At 39.0% G+C, this 20,318-nt stretch carries 26 protein-coding genes and 1 riboswitch; of the genes, 8 read left to right on the top strand and 18 right to left on the bottom strand.

Annotation, left to right across the window (positions count from 1 at the left end):
* Window positions 1-78 precede the first annotated feature (78 nt).
* From EP1X_RS04695 to EP1X_RS10060, 4 genes are all read left to right on the top strand, one after another.
* Window positions 79-324 (top strand): DUF131 domain-containing protein, encoded by a 246-nt coding sequence (locus EP1X_RS04695; RefSeq protein ID WP_055282213.1) that lies wholly within the window; start codon window positions 79-81, stop codon window positions 322-324.
* A 1-nt stretch (window position 325) separates the two neighbouring features.
* Entirely contained in the window at window positions 326-1,504 is a 1,179-nt protein-coding gene (locus EP1X_RS04690; RefSeq protein ID WP_055282211.1) for a cation:proton antiporter, read from the top strand.
* 84 nt (window positions 1,505-1,588) lie between these two features.
* Window positions 1,589-2,743: a tyrosine decarboxylase MfnA gene (gene mfnA, locus EP1X_RS04685; protein WP_055282209.1), complete on the top strand. Its 1,155-nt coding sequence runs from the start codon at window positions 1,589-1,591 to the stop codon at window positions 2,741-2,743.
* Between the two features lie 247 nt (window positions 2,744-2,990).
* A complete protein-coding gene (locus tag EP1X_RS10060; protein WP_156300707.1) occupies window positions 2,991-3,140 on the top strand; it encodes a hypothetical protein in 150 nt (49 codons plus the stop codon).
* Window positions 3,141-3,156: 16 nt separating this feature from the next.
* Here the strand turns inward: EP1X_RS10060 and EP1X_RS04680 are convergent, their stop codons facing one another.
* The 7 genes from EP1X_RS04680 to EP1X_RS04650 form a co-directional block, all read right to left on the bottom strand.
* On the bottom strand, window positions 3,157-4,497 hold the full coding sequence (locus EP1X_RS04680; protein WP_055282207.1) for a bifunctional hydroxymethylpyrimidine kinase/phosphomethylpyrimidine kinase: 1,341 nt from the start codon (window positions 4,495-4,497) through the stop codon (window positions 3,157-3,159).
* Window positions 4,494-4,979 (bottom strand): energy coupling factor transporter S component ThiW, encoded by a 486-nt coding sequence (thiW, locus tag EP1X_RS04675; RefSeq protein ID WP_055282205.1) that lies wholly within the window; start codon window positions 4,977-4,979, stop codon window positions 4,494-4,496. Before thiW ends, EP1X_RS04680 begins: the two co-directional genes overlap by 4 nt.
* Window positions 4,976-5,599, bottom strand: coding sequence for a thiamine phosphate synthase (gene thiE / locus EP1X_RS04670; protein WP_055282203.1), 624 nt, complete (start codon window positions 5,597-5,599; stop codon window positions 4,976-4,978). Before thiE ends, thiW begins: the two co-directional genes overlap by 4 nt.
* Window positions 5,589-6,389, bottom strand: a complete 801-nt coding sequence (gene thiM / locus EP1X_RS04665; protein WP_055282202.1) for a hydroxyethylthiazole kinase — start codon at window positions 6,387-6,389, stop codon at window positions 5,589-5,591. Before thiM ends, thiE begins: the two co-directional genes overlap by 11 nt.
* A 5-nt stretch (window positions 6,390-6,394) precedes the next feature.
* A complete protein-coding gene (gene cytX, locus EP1X_RS04660) occupies window positions 6,395-7,675 on the bottom strand; it encodes a putative hydroxymethylpyrimidine transporter CytX (RefSeq protein ID WP_055282200.1) in 1,281 nt (426 codons plus the stop codon).
* A 134-nt stretch (window positions 7,676-7,809) separates the two neighbouring features.
* Complete coding sequence (locus tag EP1X_RS04655; RefSeq protein ID WP_055282198.1) at window positions 7,810-8,811, bottom strand: TIGR01177 family methyltransferase; 1,002 nt, start codon at window positions 8,809-8,811, stop codon at window positions 7,810-7,812.
* Window positions 8,812-8,832: 21 nt separating this feature from the next.
* Window positions 8,833-9,573: a hypothetical protein gene (locus EP1X_RS04650; protein WP_055282196.1), complete on the bottom strand. Its 741-nt coding sequence runs from the start codon at window positions 9,571-9,573 to the stop codon at window positions 8,833-8,835.
* Window positions 9,574-9,660: 87 nt separating this feature from the next.
* On the opposite strand from EP1X_RS04650, the gene EP1X_RS04645 reads away from it, so the two are divergent.
* Window positions 9,661-10,416, top strand: a complete 756-nt coding sequence (locus tag EP1X_RS04645) for a molybdopterin-binding protein (RefSeq protein WP_055282195.1) — start codon at window positions 9,661-9,663, stop codon at window positions 10,414-10,416.
* On the opposite strand, the gene pyk is transcribed toward EP1X_RS04645, so the two are convergent.
* From pyk to EP1X_RS04615, 7 genes are all read right to left on the bottom strand, one after another.
* Entirely contained in the window at window positions 10,413-11,840 is a 1,428-nt protein-coding gene (gene pyk / locus EP1X_RS04640) for a pyruvate kinase (RefSeq protein WP_055282193.1), read from the bottom strand. The genes EP1X_RS04645 and pyk overlap by 4 nt on opposite strands.
* Window positions 11,841-11,979: 139 nt before the next feature.
* The gene (locus EP1X_RS04635) at window positions 11,980-12,177 is read right to left on the bottom strand and encodes a hypothetical protein (RefSeq protein WP_055282191.1); all 198 of its coding nucleotides are present in this window, start codon (window positions 12,175-12,177) and stop codon (window positions 11,980-11,982) included.
* Window position 12,178: 1 nt separating this feature from the next.
* Window positions 12,179-12,475: a winged helix-turn-helix domain-containing protein gene (locus EP1X_RS04630; RefSeq protein WP_055282189.1), complete on the bottom strand. Its 297-nt coding sequence runs from the start codon at window positions 12,473-12,475 to the stop codon at window positions 12,179-12,181.
* A gap of 328 nt (window positions 12,476-12,803) precedes the next feature.
* Window positions 12,804-13,415, bottom strand: a complete 612-nt coding sequence (locus tag EP1X_RS04625; protein ID WP_055282527.1) for a DUF2202 domain-containing protein — start codon at window positions 13,413-13,415, stop codon at window positions 12,804-12,806.
* A 66-nt stretch (window positions 13,416-13,481) separates the two neighbouring features.
* Window positions 13,482-14,153 (bottom strand): DUF4405 domain-containing protein, encoded by a 672-nt coding sequence (locus EP1X_RS04620; protein WP_055282187.1) that lies wholly within the window; start codon window positions 14,151-14,153, stop codon window positions 13,482-13,484.
* 5 nt (window positions 14,154-14,158) lie between these two features.
* A complete protein-coding gene (locus EP1X_RS10055; protein WP_156300706.1) occupies window positions 14,159-14,314 on the bottom strand; it encodes a hypothetical protein in 156 nt (51 codons plus the stop codon).
* A gap of 141 nt (window positions 14,315-14,455) precedes the next feature.
* Window positions 14,456-14,935 carry a hypothetical protein gene (locus tag EP1X_RS04615; RefSeq protein WP_055282185.1) on the bottom strand — a complete coding sequence of 160 codons (480 nt, stop codon included), beginning with the start codon at window positions 14,933-14,935 and terminating at the stop codon, window positions 14,456-14,458.
* Window positions 14,936-15,036: 101 nt separating this feature from the next.
* Here EP1X_RS04615 and EP1X_RS04610 point away from each other — a divergent pair, with 101 nt between their 5' ends.
* Window positions 15,037-15,237 (top strand): TIGR04140 family protein, encoded by a 201-nt coding sequence (locus EP1X_RS04610; protein WP_055282183.1) that lies wholly within the window; start codon window positions 15,037-15,039, stop codon window positions 15,235-15,237.
* Here the strand turns inward: EP1X_RS04610 and EP1X_RS10130 are convergent.
* Window positions 15,234-15,401 carry a hypothetical protein gene (locus tag EP1X_RS10130; protein ID WP_172672599.1) on the bottom strand — a complete coding sequence of 56 codons (168 nt, stop codon included), beginning with the start codon at window positions 15,399-15,401 and terminating at the stop codon, window positions 15,234-15,236. The two genes, EP1X_RS04610 and EP1X_RS10130, sit on opposite strands and share 4 nt — an antisense overlap.
* Window position 15,402: 1 nt before the next feature.
* On the bottom strand, window positions 15,403-16,449 hold the full coding sequence (locus EP1X_RS04605) for a radical SAM protein (protein ID WP_055282182.1): 1,047 nt from the start codon (window positions 16,447-16,449) through the stop codon (window positions 15,403-15,405).
* Between the two features lie 252 nt (window positions 16,450-16,701).
* Here EP1X_RS04605 and for point away from each other — a divergent pair, with 252 nt between their 5' ends.
* Both for and EP1X_RS04595 read left to right on the top strand, forming a co-directional pair.
* Window positions 16,702-18,567, top strand: a complete 1,866-nt coding sequence (gene for, locus EP1X_RS04600; RefSeq protein WP_055282180.1) for a tungsten-containing formaldehyde ferredoxin oxidoreductase — start codon at window positions 16,702-16,704, stop codon at window positions 18,565-18,567.
* 64 nt (window positions 18,568-18,631) lie between these two features.
* Window positions 18,632-18,862: a MoaD/ThiS family protein gene (locus EP1X_RS04595; protein WP_055282177.1), complete on the top strand. Its 231-nt coding sequence runs from the start codon at window positions 18,632-18,634 to the stop codon at window positions 18,860-18,862.
* Between the two features lie 26 nt (window positions 18,863-18,888).
* Here the strand turns inward: EP1X_RS04595 and EP1X_RS04590 are convergent, their stop codons facing one another.
* Both EP1X_RS04590 and EP1X_RS04585 read right to left on the bottom strand, forming a co-directional pair.
* On the bottom strand, window positions 18,889-19,539 hold the full coding sequence (locus EP1X_RS04590; RefSeq protein ID WP_055282175.1) for a glycosyltransferase family 2 protein: 651 nt from the start codon (window positions 19,537-19,539) through the stop codon (window positions 18,889-18,891).
* A complete protein-coding gene (locus EP1X_RS04585; protein WP_055282173.1) occupies window positions 19,517-20,170 on the bottom strand; it encodes a peptidase M54 in 654 nt (217 codons plus the stop codon). The genes EP1X_RS04590 and EP1X_RS04585 overlap by 23 nt, the downstream gene beginning before the upstream one ends.
* A gap of 70 nt (window positions 20,171-20,240) precedes the next feature.
* Window positions 20,241-20,317, top strand: a riboswitch (Fluoride riboswitch).
* Window position 20,318 lies beyond the last annotated feature (1 nt).

The following is a 20,318-nucleotide window of genomic DNA, read 5'->3' as shown; positions in this document are numbered from 1 at the left end:
TAATAACTGTGCCCTCCACTTTAATAACTTTAACGTTAAAGCTTTAAAACTCTGGATATAGTTTTTTCATGAGGGACCATGAGAGGTGGATTGTTAGTACTAGTGGGAATGGGGTTGATATTTATAGGGTTCATGTTGATTTTTATAGGCACTCTAATAAGTGCCTCAAGTGGAGAGGCTGAAGTAGAAGGAGGAGGGGTTATAATGATAGGCCCCATCCCTATAGTATTTGGAACCAGTAGAGGGGCCACTTTTGCGATGATACTGGCTATTCTATTAATGGTTCTCTGGATAATTGGGACTTTGATAAGCAGGAGGGTGTGAAGTGGAGTATATTCTCGATCTTTCTATACTCCTTGTGCTTGCAAAGACATTAGAGTGGCTTTTTGAGAAAAGGGAAATCCACCCAATAATTGCTCATATACTCACTGGAATGGTGCTTGGCCCATTTTTCCTTAATGTAGTCATACCCTCTGAACCATTGAAGGTTCTCTCTGAATTTGGTCTCTTAATGATGATGCTTTACATGGGACTTACAAGCAACTTCTCTTCTATAGCATCCAACAAGAGCAAGGCAATTTTAGTTGCAGGTTTGGGTGTAGTGTTTTCTTTTATATTCGGGTTTTTGACAGTTTATTTCTTTGGTAAAGGCTTAGCAGCAGCGATATTTGTAGGAGTAACTCTTGGAAACACTGCAATAGAAGTAACAAGTGGAGTAATTTTAAAGTCTCGGGTTAGAAAGGAGATTTCATCTATATTGATGGGAGCTGCATTTGCGGATGATATCATGGCTGTTTATTTGATAGGCATAATCACTGCAATGACAAAAGGGGAATTAGCACTTTTTCCTCTTGGGATACTGACGATCAAAATTGCAATTTTTATAATTGTAGTGCTTCTAATTTCTGAGTATGTCTTCAAACGCTCTGTAAGATTCTACAGTATTCTGAGGAACCTTAACATATTCTTCACTTTTACGATAATTCTAACTTTCCTTTTAGCAATAGTTGCGGAGAGAGTTGGCCTACACCAGATAATTGGAGCATATCTTGCCGGATTAACAATTAGTAGACTTAGAGAGAGAAAAGATCCTCTTGTACTAAGTAAAATAAAACTTAATGAACTTATTGGAGATCTTCAAGTAGTTCTCACAGAATTCTTCATTCCGTTGTTCTTTATATATGTGGGATTAATGTTTAATCCCCCTCTAAATGAGTTTAATATAGCATTGGTATTCATTCTTTATTTAGCAGCTGTTGCAGGAAAGTTTTTGGGATGTGGTCTTGGAATGAAATTCTTTAAGTTTGATTGGAAATCAGCAGCACTAGTCGGTATTGGAATGGGAGGACGAGGTAGCCTAGAGCTTGCCATCTTAAAGTTTGGGATTGAGGAAGGTTTGATAGATCAGGGGATTTTTGCAGCTGTAGTTATAGTTTCAATGCTCACCGCTGTAACTACACCGCAGTTTTTTAAGCTTTACCTAAACCACATTCGGGAGGAATAATGTATCCTAGACTTTGAAGAGCAATGTTTTCAAGGTCATAACAAAAGCTTAAATGCTATGCAAATAACTTTGGCTGGTGGGAGCATGATACCAAAAGAGGGTATGAGTGAAGATGAAATTTTTGCTGAACTTGAAAAAAGGCTTAGGTCAGACTTAACTTTTAATTCCGGTAAAATTCTTGGATCTATGTGCACTTACCCTCATCCTTTAGCTCAAAAAGTGATTCAAAGATACATAGATAGGAACTTAGGGGATCCGGGGTTGCATACAGGGAGTAAAGAAATCGAAGAGGAAGCCGTTCAAATGATTGGAGAACTTTTACATCTGAAAAGGGCTTGGGGAAATATAGTTAGCGGTGGTACGGAAGCAAATATTTTAGCTGTAAGGGCTTTTCGGAATCTCTCTGGTGTTGAGGAACCAGAACTTATCTTACCTCGGAGTGCACATTTCTCTTTTCTAAAGGCAAAAGATTTGTTAAAGGTAAAACTCGTCTGGGCGGAACTTAATAATGACTACTCTGTCAATGTGAAAGATGTGGAGGCTAAAATAACAGATAATACAATAGGAATAGTAGGGATAGCAGGGACAACTGGATTAGGGGTTGTTGATGACATTCCTTCACTTTCTGATATAGCAGTGGATTATGGAATTCCTCTTCATGTTGATGCTGCTTTTGGGGGATTTGTAATTCCATTTGCAAAGGCCTTAGGGTATGATCTACCGGATTTTGATTTTAAGCTTAAGGGGGTTCAAAGTGTCACGATAGATCCACATAAAATGGGAATGGCCCCAATCCCTGCAGGAGGGATAATATTTAGAGAGAAGAAATACATGGACGCGATTAACGTCTTAGCCCCTTACTTGGCAGGGGGTGAAATATTCCAAGCCACAATAACAGGTACAAGGCCTGGGGCAAATGCGATAGCAGTTTGGGCTCTTCTTAAGCATCTTGGATTTGAAGGGTATAAAAAAGTCATTGGAGAGGCTATGGAGAATGCTAAATGGTTTGCAGAGCAAATAAAAGGTTTAAATGGTGTTTATTTAATAAGAGAACCTATGCTTAACATAGTGTCATTTGGGTCAAAGGAGCTTAAAAAAATTGAGAAAGAGCTTAAAAAGCGAGGTTGGGGAATAAGTGCCCATAGGGGGTATATAAGAATAGTTATGATGCCACATGTAAAGAGAGAACACTTAGAGAGCTTTTTGAAGGATTTGAAAGAAATCTTGTCTTTTATCTAAATTTTTGTATAATGACAAATAACTATGTAAATTAGTTTTGTATTTTTACTTGTTAATCATAAAGCGAAATTTTTAAATATATCAAGCAAAGTATATATTAAAAACTTCAACCAGGAAGAGAACAATTCATTTGGGGCACCATAAAAAGTGCAGAAAATTTTTCTCTTCCTTGTGTGCTCCTTTTGCGTCCTGAAGGACAAAAATAATGATCTTGAGTGAGTGATGGACATTTTGGAGGAGTTAACAGATGCCAATTCCTTTTATAGAAAAAAGAAAAGAATTTTTGCGGGATGTTGAGGGGCTAAAAGATCCTTTAAACTTGGAGATGGCAATAGTGCTAATCTTTGGAGTTATAGCTATTGTTTTTGTGCTCCTTGTACTTAGTCACGTTTTTTAGCTTCATCACACTCTTGTTATTCTATAAGTCTTCTGAGTTTTGTCAATACCACTTCAGGAGTTTCTCCAAATATTAGGATCATTGCTTCTTTACCCCAGTCTCCAAGGTGGTATATCAAATCAGGCTTGTCTCTTAGTCTCTCGATTGCTGTTCTTACACCCCATGGAATAGTCCCACCTTCTTTTGCTTTTATTTCCTCGGGTTCCTCTCTTCTATCGTAGAAGGATACTTTAAAGCCGAGTTTTTGTGCCTTGGCAATTAGATCTTCGTTGTACTTTATGTTGAGAACACTCCTAACTTCGGGGAAAACATCCATAAAGGCCAATATTGCTCTGGCAAGGTGATCAGAAGCACCAAATTCTATCCAACCTACGGGCTTTATAGTGTTTCCAAACTTTACGATTCTCCCTTTAACTCCAGCAACGTCTTCTCGGTCCCTTGCATAAAGCTTTGGAAGCGCGTAAACAAAGTTCATTCCTACTTCGGGGACATATTTGTGAAGGCCTTCTATTGATACAAGCTCTTTGAGAGCTCTATTCAATGTATCATACACTCTCCATTTCTCAGCTGGGATTTCAATCCATGCATTTTGGTTCACGGGGCAGTGGCCATGGCCAATTCTTGCACCATAATAAATGCCCATTGTTATAAACTTCTTTGCCGTTTCTACAGCCTCTTTTAGGGACTTTCCTTTCGCAAGATTTGCAGCAATTGCTGCAGAAAATGAGCATCCTGTACCATGAGTGCAGCCTTCAACAAAAGGCGCACGGTATTCTCTAAACTCTCCGTTGACATATAAAATATCCACTGCTTCACTTAACCCTAAATGACCACCTTTTACAATCGCTGCTCTAGCTCCAAGTTCTTCTACGATTATCTTTGCGGCTTTTTTGGCATCATCACTATTTTTTATTTGGAACCCACTCAATTTTTCTGCTTCTGGCCTATTGGGCGTGACAAGCGAAGCCAATGGGATTATTTCTTTAATCAATGCTTCCATGGCATCTTCTCTTAGAAGAGGAGCTCCACTTTTTGCTATCATCACAGGGTCGACCACTAGAGGAAAGTTGTACTTCTTCACGGTTTTTGCCACGGCTTTTATGATCTCTGAATTGCTTAGCATTCCTGTTTTTGCAGCATCAACACCTATATCCTCTACAACAGCTTCAATTTGTTTTACCACAACTTCTGGTGAGATGTCATAAATTGCTCTAACTTCTTGTGTGTTTTGAGCGGTTACAGAAGTTATTGCTACAAGTCCATGAACTCCAAAGGCAGAGAAAGTTTTTAAATCTGCCTCTATTCCTGCCCCCCCTCCACTATCACTTCCTGCTATAGTTAGGGCCTTTCTAATCACTCTATCACCTCCATCCTTCTCAGGGCTTTAAGAGTTAAGAATCCCAAAGTTGTTCCAACTAAGGTGCTTGGAGCGAAAGCTATCCAGAACCATGTAACTCCTTTGTGGACATTTATGAGGGGGCCAAATAATAGGGCACTTAGCGTTCCTCCTATGAAAATCGTAGCCAGAGGTTCGCTAAAGGCAGCCCAGTCTTTTCTCATGACTTTATAAACTACTCCTACTGTAAAAGCTCCTGGGATTCCACCAGGTATTGAAAATATTGTGCCAACCCCAAAAGACATTCTAAGGAGTCCTATAAAGAGGGCTGTTAGGGAAGCCCACCATGGTCCAAGCATGATACCGGTTATTACGTTTATAAAATGTTGAAAGGGAGCGACTTTTGTTGGCCCAACTGGGAAGGAAATTGTTCCCAGAACAACTCCTAAAGCCGTGAAAATTCCAACATAAGCAAGTTTTTGTGTTTTGGTTTCAGGTTTCATTTAATCACCTCCTCTATGATTTTTCTCATGTCTTCTGTGGCTTTTCTTACATTTTCTGCTCCAATTATTGCTGAAATTATTGCAACTCCATCAACGCCGGTTTTTAGCACTTCTTTGACATTCTCGTGATTTATTCCGCCTATTGCAACAACTGGAATTTTTATTGATTCACGTATTTTCTTAAGTCCATCAATTCCGATAACTCTAACATCGAGTTTTGTAGGGGTGGGAAAAACAGCTCCGGCTCCTAGATAATCTGCCCCTTCTTTTTCAGCGTTTAAAGCTTCCTCCAGACTGTATACAGAGGCTCCAATGATTAAATTTGGGGCAATTTCTTTAGCAGTGGGAATTGGCATATCTTCAGGACCAAGTTGAACTCCATCAGCGTTTGTTGCTAAGGCAACATCTAAACGGTCGTCCACAAAATAAAGGGCATCATATTCACTTGTTAGTTTTCTTATTTCTTTTCCAATTTTGATCATCTCTTTTGTGGGTGCGCTCTTTATGCGAAGTTGAATTGAAGTTGCTCCTCCTTCCAGAGCTTGCCTGGTACTTTCTATCTCATCTTTCAGTCTTCTATCAGTTATTACGTACAGTTTGAGCTTTTCTCTAAAGTTCAACTTCTTTCACCTTCGCTCTTTTCATTATAATCTCTTCATCAATCCTGTAAAGCCAATCGTATAACTTTGTGTGGAATGTTCCTGGGTATGGAGACTCCTCAAAGGCTTTTTCAGCAGCAATTTCAAAAGAAACTAATCCTGCAATGGTGGCCTTTAGAGGATCTTCAACGGCTAAAAATGCACCGATTATTGCTGTTGCCATACAACCGGTTCCAGTTACCCTCCCAAGCAAAGGAGTTCCATTTTCTATAGCGTAAACCTTCTCTCCATCACTTACATAATCTACAGGCCCTGTAACAGCAACTACTGTGTTGAATTCTTTTGAGGCGTCCTTTGCGAGCTTTTTGGCAACTTGTTCATCATATACTGCGGAATCTACTCCCCTTGTTTTTCCATGTTCACCGAGGAGGGCTGCAATTTCTCCAAAGTTTCCTCGGATAACGCTTATCTCTCCTGCCTCCAGAATTCTTAGAGATGTCTTTGTCCTAAGTTTTGTGGCCCCGGCACCTACTGGATCTAGAATAACAGGCTTTTTGAGATCTTTTGCAGTCTTAACGGCTTTCATCATGGAGTATATTTTGTGCTCGTCTAAGGTCCCGATGTTTATCACTAGTGCATTAGCCAAGGCAACCATCTCTTCAAGTTCTTCTATTGCATGGGCCATAACTGGAGAAGCTCCTATAGCAAGGAGAGCATTTGCCGTGGTATTCATAACCACGTAGTTGGTTATATTATGCACCAAGGGCCTATTTTCCCTAACTTTTCCCAACGCTTCGATAATCCATTTCATTTTCTTCACCTCTCCAATATGTAATAGAGAATACTTACCAAGAGGAAGGTTGGAATGCTTGAACCCAACTTAAAGCCAAGTTCACTTAGCAGAGGAATGTAGATCCCGAAAAGACCTTCTATGGCAAGTCCCATGTAAAATGCGAATCCAATTGTCCATATGAGTATAGCTTTGGTATTATAACCTGCGAATTTTCCATTTTCATCGAGGAGTTCTGCTGCATTGTATTCTTTTTTAACGAGGAAGTAATCTGTTATCATTATTGCTGCTAGCGAAACAAAGGCTCCACCAATGAGAAGCAAGAAGCTCTCATATTGTTCCATTGGGAATACCAGAGCGAGGAGGGTTCCAAGTGCTCCAACAAGTAAAACCTGTTTCTTTGCATTGGCTTTTGGAGAAATGTTTTTGTAAGTTATCGCAGCAGAGTAAACATCGAGGAAAGTAGTTGTCACAGTGGAGAATATGATTATTAGCATTGCAGGGATTCCAATTCCATATGCTGCTATGATTCCGATTGGGTCTCCTTCTCCAATTGCCATGTTTGTTAGGGCTCCTACAAAATAAAAGAGGCTTGATGAGATAAAATATCCAAGATAAGTGCCCCAAAATGCTGCGTTCTTATTTTTGGCAAACCTCGAATAATCGGCTATTAGTGGTGCCCATGAAAGTGGCATCGCTATTACTAGGTCTAATCCTAGCATGACTCCTATTTCACCAGTGCCAGGCTTAGAGAGAAGCTGTGTGAATGAAAATCTTTGGAGAGTAATGTACGTAAGCCATAGACTTAGTGCGAGTAAAAGAAGGGCTGCAATTTTTTCTAATTTTTCCCAGTTTTTAGGTCCTATGTATGTCCATCCTGTAACTAAAAGGCCTAACAAAATTACCCAGAGAGCATAATTCTCAACTCCAAGGCTTTCTGCAACTGTGTTCATGGCATTAGCTCCTACAATGAGCATTATCGCTGTCCATCCTATAAGCTGAAGATAATTTAGGATGGAAGGTAGGATCGACCCTTTGATTCCTAGGGAAGCTCTTGAAAGCACCATTGTTGGAAGTCCTGTTTTTTCTCCTTCTAGGGCTATTAACCCCATTATGGTGTTTCCAAGAATATGTCCGAAGAGTATCACAAGAAGTGCCATACCTAATGAGAGAGCTGGTGTTAAAAGTGCTCCGGCCCAAAATTCTGCAATGCTTATTCCTGCTCCAAACCATATTGCAAGAAGTGTTAAGAGGGTAAAAGTTCTCTTATCTCTTTTTACGGGTTTTATGTCATATCCTCCCTCCATGTCCATCACCTTTCAATTGTTCCACTTTTCATTCTCTTGGACTTTTATAACTTTTTTGTTAAAATTTAAAACCAAGTTATAAAAAGATCTAAGGACAAGTTTAGGGAGGTCATGGAAAAAGGGGCAGAAATGAGCTAGTTTTTCATCACATAGAAATATCTATCTAGTGAAGAGTGAACTCTTTGATAGTATTTCTCTAAAACTGTAAATCCTATTCTCTCAGCAGCTTTTTCTACATTAAAATCAGCTGGAAATGCAATACTTAGATATCCATTTAGAACTTCATACATGCTCTCTAGGGCCTTTTCATAGAGATCCTCTCTTTTCTTCCCTCCTAGTGTTGCAGAAGTTCCATAGGGTGGATCAGTGACAATTGCTTCAAACGTTTTATCAGGGAAAAGTTCTCTTAACTTGGTGGCATCTCCTTTTTGTAGTTTGTATTCCTTTATTCCATAATATTCGAGATTCTTTTTGGCACCTTCTACCATATCCGATCTGAGATCTACTCCGTAAACTTTTAGGCCGATAAGGCCAGCTTCGATTAGTATCCCTCCAGTCCCCATAAATGGATCAAGAACCTCCTTTTTTGCCCTTGCTAAGTTTACCATTGCTCTTGCAAGTCGGGGAGGCAATGCTATTGGTTTAAAGAATGGTCTTTTATCGGCCTTTCTTTTCTCAAAGTCTTTAGCCAAAAACATTTCTTTTCTTACTCCAACCCAAAGTTTTTCTCCACAATAGGCCCTAATCAGGGTGCCTGGATTGCTTAAGTTGACTTTAAAGCCTTGTTGTGCTATGATTGCACCAAGTTCTTTCTCTAAATCTTTTACGTTATAGGAACAATTTAACATTGTTTCTCTGTCAACTTTGAATGTAGTGTTGATAAAATCCCTCCATTTAAGAGTTTTTGCTTTTAAGTAGAGTTCCTCCAGACTTTCAGCTGAAAAGAGTAAAATTCCATATTCATGAGCCATCCCAAGTCTTCTGAGATACGAAAAAGCTTCTTTGTCCGCTTTTAATGCCAGAAACAGATAATCTCTTTCAATAATCCTGAATTTGTTATTGCTGAGTTCTAATAATGCTTTAACTTCTCCTTCGGCCATTTTAGGTAAATTCCCAAGAATTTCAACATAGAGCAACTTTTTCTCCTCCATCTTGTTTTAGTTCTTTAGTATATCCCTAACAAGTGTCTTGGCTATCTCTTTATCTATTGCTCCTGCTCTAAGTTCTCTTAATACTCTCTGGATGCCAAAGCGTTTTAATATTGGTGCATTTTTGATGGCCCCTTTCCAAAGTGAACATCCAAATCCAAGGGCATACTTTCTTCCAAGTATTTTTATTGCTTCCCGTTTATCGATTGCGAGAAAGGCTGGAAGATTTAGCTTTATCAAATCTCCATCTTTGTACATGGATATGCTACCAAAACTCAAAAGGTCTCCTGAGGCCACAATTTTTATTTCGTTTTCTCTGGCATAGTTCTTTACAGCATCCATTATCATAGAATGACACTTTCCACAGATTGGGGCTCTTTTTTGAATTTGATCATTTATAACTTCTGTATAATTAGGGATCTCGACAAAAACAGCTCCATAGCTTTGGGCTCTAAATAGGACAACGTCTCTCATCTGAGGGAGTCTCACCATCAGTGGGACTACGTCGAAGCCTGCCCATCTAAGGATCAAAAGAGAGGCCGTGCTATCACTACCCATTGAAAAAGCTAGAGCAATCTTTTCGTCAATTTTACTTCTCTCAAATTCTTCCCCATAAAGTCGATAACGAAGGAGAGCTCTTAGTCTTTTGTACGCTTCTTCACTAATATCTTCCTTAACCCGTTCGAGTGCTTCTAGGCTTTGCTGCAGGCGGTAGGATTTTACGAAATCGTCTTTTATTCTCTCTATCATCGAAGATTGATTTGGTATAATATTTTAAAGGATTTCTATGAGAAAGATTAAAATTTTTGAGAGAGTAGACTAAAAAGGTGAGCAAAAATGTTCGCGGAGATAATTACAGTGGGTGACGAGCTTCTAACTGGAAATACTGTAGACAGCAATTCTGCTTTCATTGCTCAGAAGCTCACGGAAAGGGGGTTCTGGGTTAGGAGGATAACTACTGTGGGTGATGATATTGAGGAAATAAAGAATGCTGTTAAAGAAGCCCTTTCAAGAGAACCGAAGGTTCTCATTATAGCTGGAGGCCTAGGCCCAACTCATGATGATGTTACAATGGTGGCCGTGGCCCAAGCCTTAAATGTGGAGCTTGAGCTCAGGGAAGATGTGGTAGAGAGAATCGAGGTTTTTTATCGTGAGCTTTATGAAAAAGGTATTGTAGAGGATCCAAATTTAAATGAAGCCAGAATAAAAATGGCTTACTTACCAAAAGGGGCAGAAGCGTTAGATAATTCTGTAGGTGCGGCCCCTGGAGCTTACTTTAAACATAACTCTACTGAAATCTTTGTTCTTCCTGGGATGCCAAGGGAAATGAAAGCTATGCTTGAGAATGAAGTTCTTCCAAGACTTGGAAAAAGAAAGTTTATTCAAGAAAAACTTCTCGCAGAGATAACAGACGAATCGAAACTCGCACCACTTTTAAATGAGGTTTTAGGAAGATTTAATGTGAAAATCCACTCCTCTCCAAAGGGCTTTGGAAAATATATCGGAATAATACTCTTTGGTGAATCTGAGGAGGAAATTAAAAAGGCGAAAAAATTTATGGAAAAGAGAGGATTAAGATTTGGGAATGTCTAAGGTATCTGGAATATTTTCATTGCATTTGTTCCAACGGTCTTTCCTATGGGTTTTCCTTCCGTTAGGAGGACAATATCATCACTATCTACTAATCCAAAACTCTTTATTAATGATATCATGTCATTTTCATTGAATTCTTCTTCCATGCAGAATGGATACACACCATAAGAGAACATCAATGTATTACATACCCATGGATCAGTGGAGAATGCTAGGGTCCATTGTTTTGGCTTAAATCTTGAGATAAGTCTTGCAGTTAAACCGGTCTTTGTAGGGGTTAATATGTACTTTGTGTCCACTGTACACAGTGCATCTATGACACTTCTAGTTATTGCTTCTTTTATTGTACTTTTCTTTGGTAAAGCCTCAATCCAAGACCGTATTCTTGAATACCCCAACGATTCTCTGTATTCCTCTGTAACTTTGGCAATTTTGGCCATCATTTCAACGGCTTCTACTGGATATTTTCCAACAGCAGTTTCTTCTGATAACATTACAGCATCTGTTCCGTCAAGTATTGCATTAGCTACGTCTGTGACCTCGGCTCTTGTTGGTAATCTGTCTTGGGTCATTGAAACGAGCATTTGGGTTGCGGTTATTACTGGTTTTGCGGCCATATTGGCTTTCTTGATTAGCTGTTTTTGAAGAATTGGCAAACTTTCAATAGGCATCTCCACCCCAAGGTCTCCTCGTGCAACCATTATACCGTCGGAGGCATTAAGGATCTCATCAAAGTTCCTTACAGCATCAGGTCGTTCTATTTTGGAAATAACAAACATTTTGGATTTTTTCTTTTCTATAAATCGCTTAACTTTGAGAACATCATAAACGGAACCCACAAAGGATATTCCTATAGCATCGATTCCATGTTCAATCCCAAATTCTATGATTTCGAGGTCTCTTTTGGTTATTGCTTCTATTGGAAGATTGGCTTTTGGGATATTTATGCCTTTATGAGAGAATAGAACTCCTCCATTGATTACAAGGCATTCTACGTCATTTTCTCGGACGTTTTCAACTTTTAATGCAATATACCCATCACTCAAGTAAATGATATCTCCTGTTGAAATGAGCTTTGGGAAGTCTTTAAATTCGACAGGAATTGTATTTTCATCGCCTTCGATCTCTCTTGTTGTAAGAATTATCTTTTCTCCTTTTTTTAAGGTTACAGAGTTTTCTTTTAGATTTCCAACTCGTATTTTAACTCCGGGGAGATCCCCTAGAATGGCCACTCTCTTATCAAGTTTCTCAGAAGCTTTCCTGATTAGTTCTATTGTTTTTGCGTGTTCCTCTAGGCTACCATGGGAAAAGTTCAATCTAGCGACACTCATTCCTGCTTTTATCATTTTTTCCATTGTAGATTTATTTCTACATGCAGGACCTATAGTGGCAATTATCTTTGTCTTATGAGAAGGAAGCCTCACTTTTCTCACCTTTTGTTTATGTAGAGATCTTGGGTTATATAACCTTGTTCGTTTTTATGTGTAATATGTTTGTCTTTTGAAAGTCTTGTTTTTTTGAAGAGAATACAATGCTATCTTTTTATTTTAAAGTAGAGAGTATCTAAACTTCTTCAAGCTTTTTTCTAATTTCTTCAGTGTTCTTCTGTGTTTCATTAAGGGCGTTCTTTAAGTTGTTGACTTCCACTTTGAGTTCATTTAGAGTTTTGTTCATTTGATAAAATGCAAAGACTATTATTACTATCAACACGAGTCCTAAGATAATTGAAATCCACCCACTTGGTGTTCCAACATATGGCATTTTACTCCCCCTTTAGATTTTTTATAACATTATTATTAATCAAAATCCTAAAATCTTTTGCCTTGTAATATTTTTTAGCTCTTGGATCTCCAGGTTCTAAGCGAAGTTCACTTTCAACTAGTTTGGCCTTCTCGAGCTTTTTCAAATGGAGATAAAGTAATTGGCGAGATATACTAAGTTCTTTGGCAAGCTCATAGACATACCACTCTTTTTCGCAAAGCATCTTAAGTATCTTAATTCTTATAGGTGAACTTAATGCCTCTCCTATTATTGCCAGTTCATTCACTGTCTCTACCATGGTCATCACATAGGAATTTATTACATAAGACAGATTTCAGTTACATAAATACTTGTGAAAGAGGGGATAAAAATCTTTTTGTCTAAGGCTCCACTTTAACGTATTTTCTCACATCAACTCTTGGAGTGTTTTACTATTTCAAAAACTTCACACTTTGGGGACAGAGAATTCTTTCTGGTGTGTAAGTATTGGAAGCTATGGAGATGCTCATAAGAGCTCTGGAAGCTCGAATTCCCTACAAGCTATATGGGTCAAGAGAATATATAGTTAGTATTATTGGGTGGTTTCTAGTTGGCAATATATGGCATAAATAAAATAGAAAAATATCTCAACCTGAAGTGCCCTCCTCCATTGGGCTGTTTATTATCTTCTCATACTCCTCTTTGCTTAAATATTGAGGTTCGTACGTGACGCCGTAGTTTTTGAGGTTTGATACAAATGATCTTAAATGGTTTCTTGATCCCTTCATTAGGTTTTCATATACCTCTATTATATCCTGCTTATCTGTTTTTGAAATCCATTTTTGTAGATCCACAATATCAAGCTCTTCAATCATTGCTCCCACTATGAGAGCGTCTTCAACACTCTTGCTTCCTTTCTCAACGAGTTGGTTGTAAAGCTCTTGGAGTTCTCGATTATTGAATTTTCCTACTTCGTCAATAATTGGATCTTCAAGGGCATATTTATCAATTAGACTCTTTACGGCCTCCATATGTGTCTGTTCGCTCTCGGCTATGTTATTGAATATTGGCAAACGCCATTTTTCGTAGAGTGTTAAATAGACATCTCTTGCTAATTTCTCTTCTTCGCGCATCCAAAGTATTCCCTGCTTTTCTTCCTCTGTTATGGAAGTTGTTGATGTTTTTTGGTCTTGGATGCATCCCGCACCAACACTCACTAGTAATATTCCAGTAATAATAAAGATCATAAACTGCCTCATCGTATCACCTCTAAAAAATATATTACTAAAAAGATAAATAAATATTATTCTCTCCATTAATTCTCCTCATCCAAAATTACCACTTGTCTTTGCCTTAACTATTGCTTCAGCCAGTATCTCTTTAAACACCTCTCTATCTAGTTCATTCTTAATCTCTATAGTCTCCAACAGCTCATTTGCTTGGGCCTCGATACCGTAGTCCTCCTTAAGAACCCGTATAAGCTCGTCCACAGGGACATCGTAGAGCTGAGCAATCTGCTCTAAGGTGTAGCTCTTCAACATGGTCCCGGTAATTTCAATGGTGGTGTTATCGTAGCTCACTGTATTGCTGGTGTCCTCATAAGTAATCTCAGAGGTATCCTCTTCTCCTTCTATTGAACTCCATGTATAAGCCACTGCTCCTCCAATGAGCACCATCACGACGAGGATTAGTCCTAGTGTAGCTTTCACATTTATCGACTTGGTTTTCCTATCCCTGATTATGGCCTTAACTTGATTTACAAGGGGAGCTAAGTTTACCACTATGTGAATCCCTACTAAAGGAATCATTGCAATTCCAAAGTATATGTGCAAAGCGTCCCATATTGCCCTACTGATTCCTAAGAACGTCCATCCTGTCACTTCCGCAATCCTACCGCTTGGAGCAAAGTATAATGCAATTCCCGAGAGTGCTGCTACAATAAAGTCAATCGTTAACAAAACATCGATTGTGGGTCTAACCCATCTCGGCCATCTCATGGCCATCACCCACAATCAGCTTTCAAACATTCTGCTTCCTCATTTTTGTAATATTCCTTGAAATATGCTCCAACTATAAAAAACATGACCACAAAGAACAATACTACTAAAGCAAATCCTCCTATGAGCGCGAACTCTGGTCTTACAAATCCTTCCATCATTCCTTATCCCTCCAGTCTACAGGAACTGCCGAAGCAACATTTTTCACACTATCCCCATTATCTACAATTAGTAAAAGCAACATTTTAATTTTATTCCAAATTTTCACTTTTACCACCTCAAAAAAGAAAAAAGTGGAAGGTTCAGGCCATCCTGAAAAAGCCCACTATTTGATCATCGTAGCTTAGGAATACTTTAACGCCGTTGAGTGTCTCGTAGGCCTTATAGATGCTGAGCTCGCTTAGGTCATAGTCACCGACTATCTTGCCGACGTAGTCGCCATCATAGACGAGTTTTTGAACTGTAATTCCCCTTGGGTTTGTAAACTCTTCAACGCTGAGCTGGTTCAAGTACTCTTGCACTTCACCGCTGTCAACATCAACTTCTTCCAAATACTGACCGTTTACTCCAAGTCCCATGTATTGGCCCCTCTCCTCAGCTCTCATTCCATGGCCATGGCCCTTCATTGCCATAGCTTGAGCTCCAGCTTGCATATCCTCTTGGGCATAAAGCATTGCATCAGGGTTTGGCCCTGGCTCTCCTTGATACGCTGCTACTGCTCCAAACACTAGGCCAAAGAGGCCCAACATTAACAACCCAATTCCCAATATTTTCTTTCTCATGTACTTTCACCTCTCCATATGTAAGTTCAATATTACATATGCATGTTTGGTTTATAAAGTTTTTGGTAATGATTATAAAATCTCTGAGTGAAGATATTCACATGAAACGAGAACTTGTCACCGCGGTACCTCCAGAAGAAATACAGGAGATTCTAGAAAAATCAAAAGCGAACTTATATCTATGTATTAAAGAAGGTGAGCCTTTCTATGGGGCTCCTCGTTGGAAAGTAGTTTTGAAAGGAAGCCAAGAAGAAATAGAAAAATTTATGGAGGTTTTCATGAGAGCTCGGGCGGGTGGCTAGTAGAGCTCTCCTATATTTCTGCATTCTTTAAGCTTTTCTTCCCTTTTCTTGAGATAGTTAGAGTACCATCTTGTGTAGACTTGGATAAGTGCATAAACTATTATTACTGCTATCAAAGAGGCTACTAAGTCTTTATCGGTGATCTCTTTATTTGGAATAAGCATCTTATCCTACCAGCGCGTTTTTTAGCCCAAATTCTCCTGCAAGTTCGGCTGCTCGTATCATCTCTTCATTTGTGAGTCCTCTATTGATCTCAGGATATTTGTGTGCCTTATATTCTGGCCTATATTGGAACATCACATTGACTCTAATATCCTTGCCTAAGTTTTCACTTATCCACTTTAAAATTGGCTGTGTACAGCACTCTAGATGACCAGGAACTACAAGATGTCTTATAAGGAATTCTGCCTTGTAATGTTTCTTTGCCAAGAGAAAGTTTCTTGTAATGGTTTCCCAGTATTTAGGGGCTTTTGAATACTTAAGGGCATCTTGATTATTTCCCCATTTGAAATCAGCCAAATAAACATCAACAATACCGTCTAAAAGAGCCATGCTTTCTTTGCTCATATACATGTTGGAGTTCCATACCACTGGAATTGGGACTTCAACATATTTTAGGCTCTCTAATATAAAAGGAAGATTTGGCGTTGGTTCACCACCAACAAAATTAACGTTTTTAGCTCCTCTTGCATAGGCAACTCCTATTTTTATCCCCATATCTTTTGGAGAATACCTCACGCCCACCCGATACTGGCTTATATCCCAATTTTGGCAAAAAACACATCTAAAGTTGCATCCAGAGAAGAAAATTGTGTATGAGGGAATAAGTTCTGGCTCTTCGCCAATATGTAGAAAATCGCTTGCAACGAGGCTCTCTTTGACGCGACAGTATCCTGCTTCGTCAAAACGATTAACATGACATTTAATCTCACAAAGTTCGCACTTTTCTAGGATCTTATGGGCAATGAGGGCCTTGAGATCAAGGAGATTTTTCTCTGGATTTTCTTTTAAGTCATTTTCTCTCAACTTTTCCAGACCTTCCTCATGTATTTTCCAAAGCTCTTTGAGCTCGTCTTCCTCATCGAAATATACTTCTACTTGTTTCACGTGAAAGAAATTTGGTTTTTCTTTTCCGCTAAAAACTGAAAAATAATGTGGTAATGCTTTCTTTGCTCTTTCAATCTCTCCAATCTCAACTCTCCTAAACCACATAACTCATCAGTTAGAAATTTTAATTGGCCCTTTAAATCCTTTTCAGGTTTTGCATACGCAAAGCAATTTAGCAAACTCTTTGCTTTAGTTGCATTTCATTGTAAAATTTTCGAAAATCATTGCTAAACAAAAGAGCTTATTTGTCGAGTTTGCGTTAAATAAACACGTTTTCATAGTGTATTCGGAGTAAAATATTTTGTGAACCCAAAATTTTATTAAAATTCACACATTAATGAACTTTGGTGATCTTTTATGAAAGGATGGTGGGGAAGAATCTTAAGAGTTGATCTAACGAACAATAAGGTATGGGTGCAAGAATATTCTGAAGATGTTGCGAAAAACTTTATCGGTGGTAGAGGATTAGCAGCTTGGATTCTTTGGAACGAAGCTAAGAATGTGGATCCATTGGGCCCTGATAACAGGTTGATTTTTGCAAGTGGACCATTCAACGGACTCCCGACCCCGAGTGGGGGAAAGATGGTCATTGCTGCTAAAAGTCCCATAACAGGTGGTTATGGTGATGGTAACCTTGGAACAATGGCAACTGTCCACTTAAGAAAAGCTGGTTATGATGCACTTGTTGTTGAAGGTAAGGCCAAAAAGCCGGTTTATATTTATATTGAGAATGATAACGTTAGCATTCTCAGTGCAGAGGGATTATGGGGCAAGACTACTTTTGAAACAGAAAAAGAACTTAAAGAAATCCACGGGAAGAATGTGGGAGTACTAAGCATTGGTCCTGGTGGAGAGAATCTCGTTAAATATGCAGTTGTTATCTCTCAAGAGGGAAGAGCAGCTGGAAGGCCTGGTATGGGTGCAGTTATGGGAAGCAAGAACTTAAAAGCAGTGGTGATAAAAGGAACTAAAGAGATTCCAGTTGCTGATAAAGAAAAGCTTAGAGAGCTCTCTCAAGAAGCATATAATAAAATCCTTAATTCACCTGGTTATCCATTCTGGCACAGACAAGGAACAATGGCCGCACTTGAATGGACCAATGAAAACTCAGCCCTTCCAACAAGGAACTTCAGTGATGGTAGTTTTGAGTTTGCTCGTTCTATTGATGGTTTTACAATGGAAGGTATGAAAGTTAAGCAAAGAGGATGTCCTTACTGTAACATGCCATGTGGAAACGTTGTTCTCGATGCAGAGGGTCAAGAAAGTGAACTTGACTATGAGAACGTTGCTTTACTTGGTTCAAACCTAGGTCTTGGAAAACTCAACGAGGTTTCAGTTCTAAATAGAATTGCTGATGAGATGGGCCTTGATACAATATCCTTAGGTGTGGCAATCTCATACGTAATGGAGGCTAAAGAAAAGGGCCTCATAAAAGATGACGCTGCCCCAGAGTTTGGTGACTTCAAGAAGGCCAAACAACTAGCTTTGGACATTGCTTACAGAAGAACAGAACTTGGAAACTTCGCTGCTGAAGGTGTTAAGGCAATGGCCGAGAAACTTGGTGCTAAGGACTTTGCAATGCACGTAAAAGGTTTGGAAGTAAGCGGTTACAACTGTTTCATCTACCCAGCAATGGCTTTAGCTTATGGAACAAGTGCTATTGGGGCCCACCACAAGGAAGCTTGGGTTATTGCTTGGGAGATTGGTACAGCTCCAATTGAGGGTGAAAAGGCCCAGAAAGTTGAGTACAAGATTACTTATGATCCAGAAAAGGCTGCTAAAGTTATTGAGCTACAGAGACTTAGAGGCGGTCTATTTGAGATGCTCACAGCGTGCAGACTTCCATGGGTTGAGGTTGGGCTCAGCTTAGACTACTATCCAAAGCTTCTTGAGGCCATCACTGGAGTTAAATACACATGGGACGATCTTTACAAAGCAGCTGATAGAGTTTACGCCCTTATCAGGGCTTACTGGGTTAGAGAATACAATGGCAACTGGAACAGGGAGATGGACTATCCACCAGAAAGATGGTTCAAGGAAGGACTTAAAACTGGACCACACAAAGGAGAACACCTTGAAAAAGACAAATATGATGCCTTACTTAGCGAGTACTACAAGCTCAGAGGCTGGGATGAAAGAGGTATTCCAAAGAAGGAGACACTCAAAGAGTTTGGGCTTGATTTTGTTATTCCAGAACTTGAAAAAGTTACACAGCTCGAGTGAAGCTTTTTCTTTTCTTTCAATTAAATTTTTAATACCCTGAGATTAAGTTTCTATGGTGGTGATCATGGTTAGAATTAGACTTATGGGGGCTTTTGCTCATCTTGCAAAGACAAGAGAACTTGAAGTTAAGCTTGAAGGTCAAAAAACCGTCGATGAAATTCTCAGGGAAGTTATTCCTAGATATGACGAATTTCATGATAAAATAATATTCATTAACGGTAAACCAGCAAAAGGGACAGCGGTAGTGGAAGAAGGGGATGAAATAAAGATTATGCCTGTCCTAAGTGGGGGTTAGTTAAAATTTCCAGATTTTTGATAAATTTAATATTTGAAAAGGACTTTTAGGAATCTTATAATGTCTTCAAATTGGAAGTGACCCGTTTCAATCCCATAGATTCGCTCTACTGGGGTCTCTTTAACTCTCGCTCCTTTCTTTACGGCTTTTATTAGGAGTTCTGTCTCTACTTCATATCGTTTGCTCTCGATGTCTGGTAAAAACTCTCTTTTAATGGCTCTGAAGCCGCTTTGAGTATCTTTTACTTCAATTCCCAGTTTGAGCTTTATCAAGAAAGTGCTCAAGAAATTACTGAGTTTTCTAATTAGTGGTCTCTTCCCCTGGGTTTTTATCAATCTGGAGCCAATTACAAAGTCTGCTTCATCATTTATTATTGGTATAATGAGCTTTTCTATCTCTTTAGGGTTGTGTTGTCCATCTGCATCCATAAAAACTATTATATCTCCACTTGCTTTGTTAATTCCTGCTTTCATAGCTGCCCCTTTTCCTTGATTTTGTTTTAATCTAATCACTTTTGCTCCCCAGTTTTTTGCAACTTCAGAAGTGTTGTCTTTACTTCCATCATCCACCACTATGATCTCATCAATAAAATCTGGAATTTTAGAAAGAACACTACCAATCCTTTTTGCTTCATTGTAGGCGGGAATGATGAGACTAATCGTTTTTTCCTTTAACATTCCCTTTCAGCTCCAAGAAGCACTCTTTACAGAAGTCTTCTTTTCTTAGATCCCACTCTGCAATAAGTTTTGGTGGATTCATGACACAGTCATTCTGGCAATGATCTAAACCAAAAGCATGCCCAATTTCATGTAAAATGCCTTTGAAGAGCCTTTTTTCAAAAATTTCTTCATTTTTGTCTTCGAAAGGTTTTATAGAGAGGACCATTACTCTAAGATCATGAAAGTTTTGTTGAATTCCCAAAAACTTTTCGTAAAAATCAAGGTAGGGATTTCTTGAAACTAGGGGGAAGTTTACTATGCCAAAAATCTTATTCATCCTGGAGGTATTTTTGCGTTTGCCCTCTTTCCTCTCTTCTCTTATTCTCCTTTTTTGCATAAGCTCTTCTTGTTTGTGAATAAGGCTTGCATGTAACAGTTCGGTGATCCCCTCAAGGGGGTATCCTTTAACACTTCCCTCTTTCGTTTGTATATTAACTAAGTAACCCGGTCCTAATTCAAGCTCTCCTAAATAAACTAACCTTATAGGGAGGTACTTTGATTTGAAATATGCATTAACCTTCCTGTAAACTCTAGCAATGAGCCTTTCATTGAACGTATTGCCCACGTGAACAAATCCTATGAGCTCCATGTTAACTCACACTAGCTTGATTGCTATTATTATCTTTCTAAAGGAAAAGCTTATAAAATTACCTAAAGATTTGCCGTTGGGCGATGGCGTCCGCCCAGGGCTTCGGGCCCGAACCGCCCACTAAGGGCTGATGACGCCTGTTCTCCGC

This window comes from Thermococcus sp. EP1, from assembly GCF_001317345.1.
Classification (GTDB): Archaea; Methanobacteriota_B; Thermococci; order Thermococcales; family Thermococcaceae; genus Thermococcus_A.
Note: the sequence above shows the minus strand (reverse complement) of the source record. Positions and strands in the feature narration are given on the sequence as shown.

Coding starts and splice junctions, on each gene's coding strand:
- EP1X_RS04620 (WP_055282187.1), bottom strand. CDS start 14,153: ATGAGATGGCCGAGATGGGTTAGACCCACAATCGATGTTTTGTTAACG.
- for (WP_055282180.1), top strand. CDS start 16,702: ATGAAAGGATGGTGGGGAAGAATCTTAAGAGTTGATCTAACGAACAAT.
- EP1X_RS10130 (WP_172672599.1), bottom strand. CDS start 15,401: ATGCTTATTCCAAATAAAGAGATCACCGATAAAGACTTAGTAGCCTCT.
- EP1X_RS04635 (WP_055282191.1), bottom strand. CDS start 12,177: ATGCCATATGTTGGAACACCAAGTGGGTGGATTTCAATTATCTTAGGA.
- EP1X_RS10055 (WP_156300706.1), bottom strand. CDS start 14,314: ATGATGGAAGGATTTGTAAGACCAGAGTTCGCGCTCATAGGAGGATTT.
- EP1X_RS04630 (WP_055282189.1), bottom strand. CDS start 12,475: ATGGTAGAGACAGTGAATGAACTGGCAATAATAGGAGAGGCATTAAGT.
- cytX (WP_055282200.1), bottom strand. CDS start 7,675: ATGGAGGGAGGATATGACATAAAACCCGTAAAAAGAGATAAGAGAACT.
- EP1X_RS04585 (WP_055282173.1), bottom strand. CDS start 20,170: ATGGAGCTCATAGGATTTGTTCACGTGGGCAATACGTTCAATGAAAGG.
- thiM (WP_055282202.1), bottom strand. CDS start 6,389: ATGAAATGGATTATCGAAGCGTTGGGAAAAGTTAGGGAAAATAGGCCC.
- EP1X_RS04590 (WP_055282175.1), bottom strand. CDS start 19,539: ATGTTAAAGGAAAAAACGATTAGTCTCATCATTCCCGCCTACAATGAA.
- mfnA (WP_055282209.1), top strand. CDS start 1,589: ATGATACCAAAAGAGGGTATGAGTGAAGATGAAATTTTTGCTGAACTT.
- EP1X_RS04650 (WP_055282196.1), bottom strand. CDS start 9,573: ATGATAGAGAGAATAAAAGACGATTTCGTAAAATCCTACCGCCTGCAG.
- EP1X_RS10060 (WP_156300707.1), top strand. CDS start 2,991: ATGCCAATTCCTTTTATAGAAAAAAGAAAAGAATTTTTGCGGGATGTT.
- EP1X_RS04595 (WP_055282177.1), top strand. CDS start 18,632: ATGGTTAGAATTAGACTTATGGGGGCTTTTGCTCATCTTGCAAAGACA.
- thiW (WP_055282205.1), bottom strand. CDS start 4,979: ATGAAACCTGAAACCAAAACACAAAAACTTGCTTATGTTGGAATTTTC.
- EP1X_RS04605 (WP_055282182.1), bottom strand. CDS start 16,449: ATGTGGTTTAGGAGAGTTGAGATTGGAGAGATTGAAAGAGCAAAGAAA.
- EP1X_RS04645 (WP_055282195.1), top strand. CDS start 9,661: ATGTTCGCGGAGATAATTACAGTGGGTGACGAGCTTCTAACTGGAAAT.
- EP1X_RS04610 (WP_055282183.1), top strand. CDS start 15,037: ATGAAACGAGAACTTGTCACCGCGGTACCTCCAGAAGAAATACAGGAG.
- EP1X_RS04695 (WP_055282213.1), top strand. CDS start 79: ATGAGAGGTGGATTGTTAGTACTAGTGGGAATGGGGTTGATATTTATA.
- EP1X_RS04615 (WP_055282185.1), bottom strand. CDS start 14,935: ATGAGAAAGAAAATATTGGGAATTGGGTTGTTAATGTTGGGCCTCTTT.
- EP1X_RS04625 (WP_055282527.1), bottom strand. CDS start 13,415: ATGAGGCAGTTTATGATCTTTATTATTACTGGAATATTACTAGTGAGT.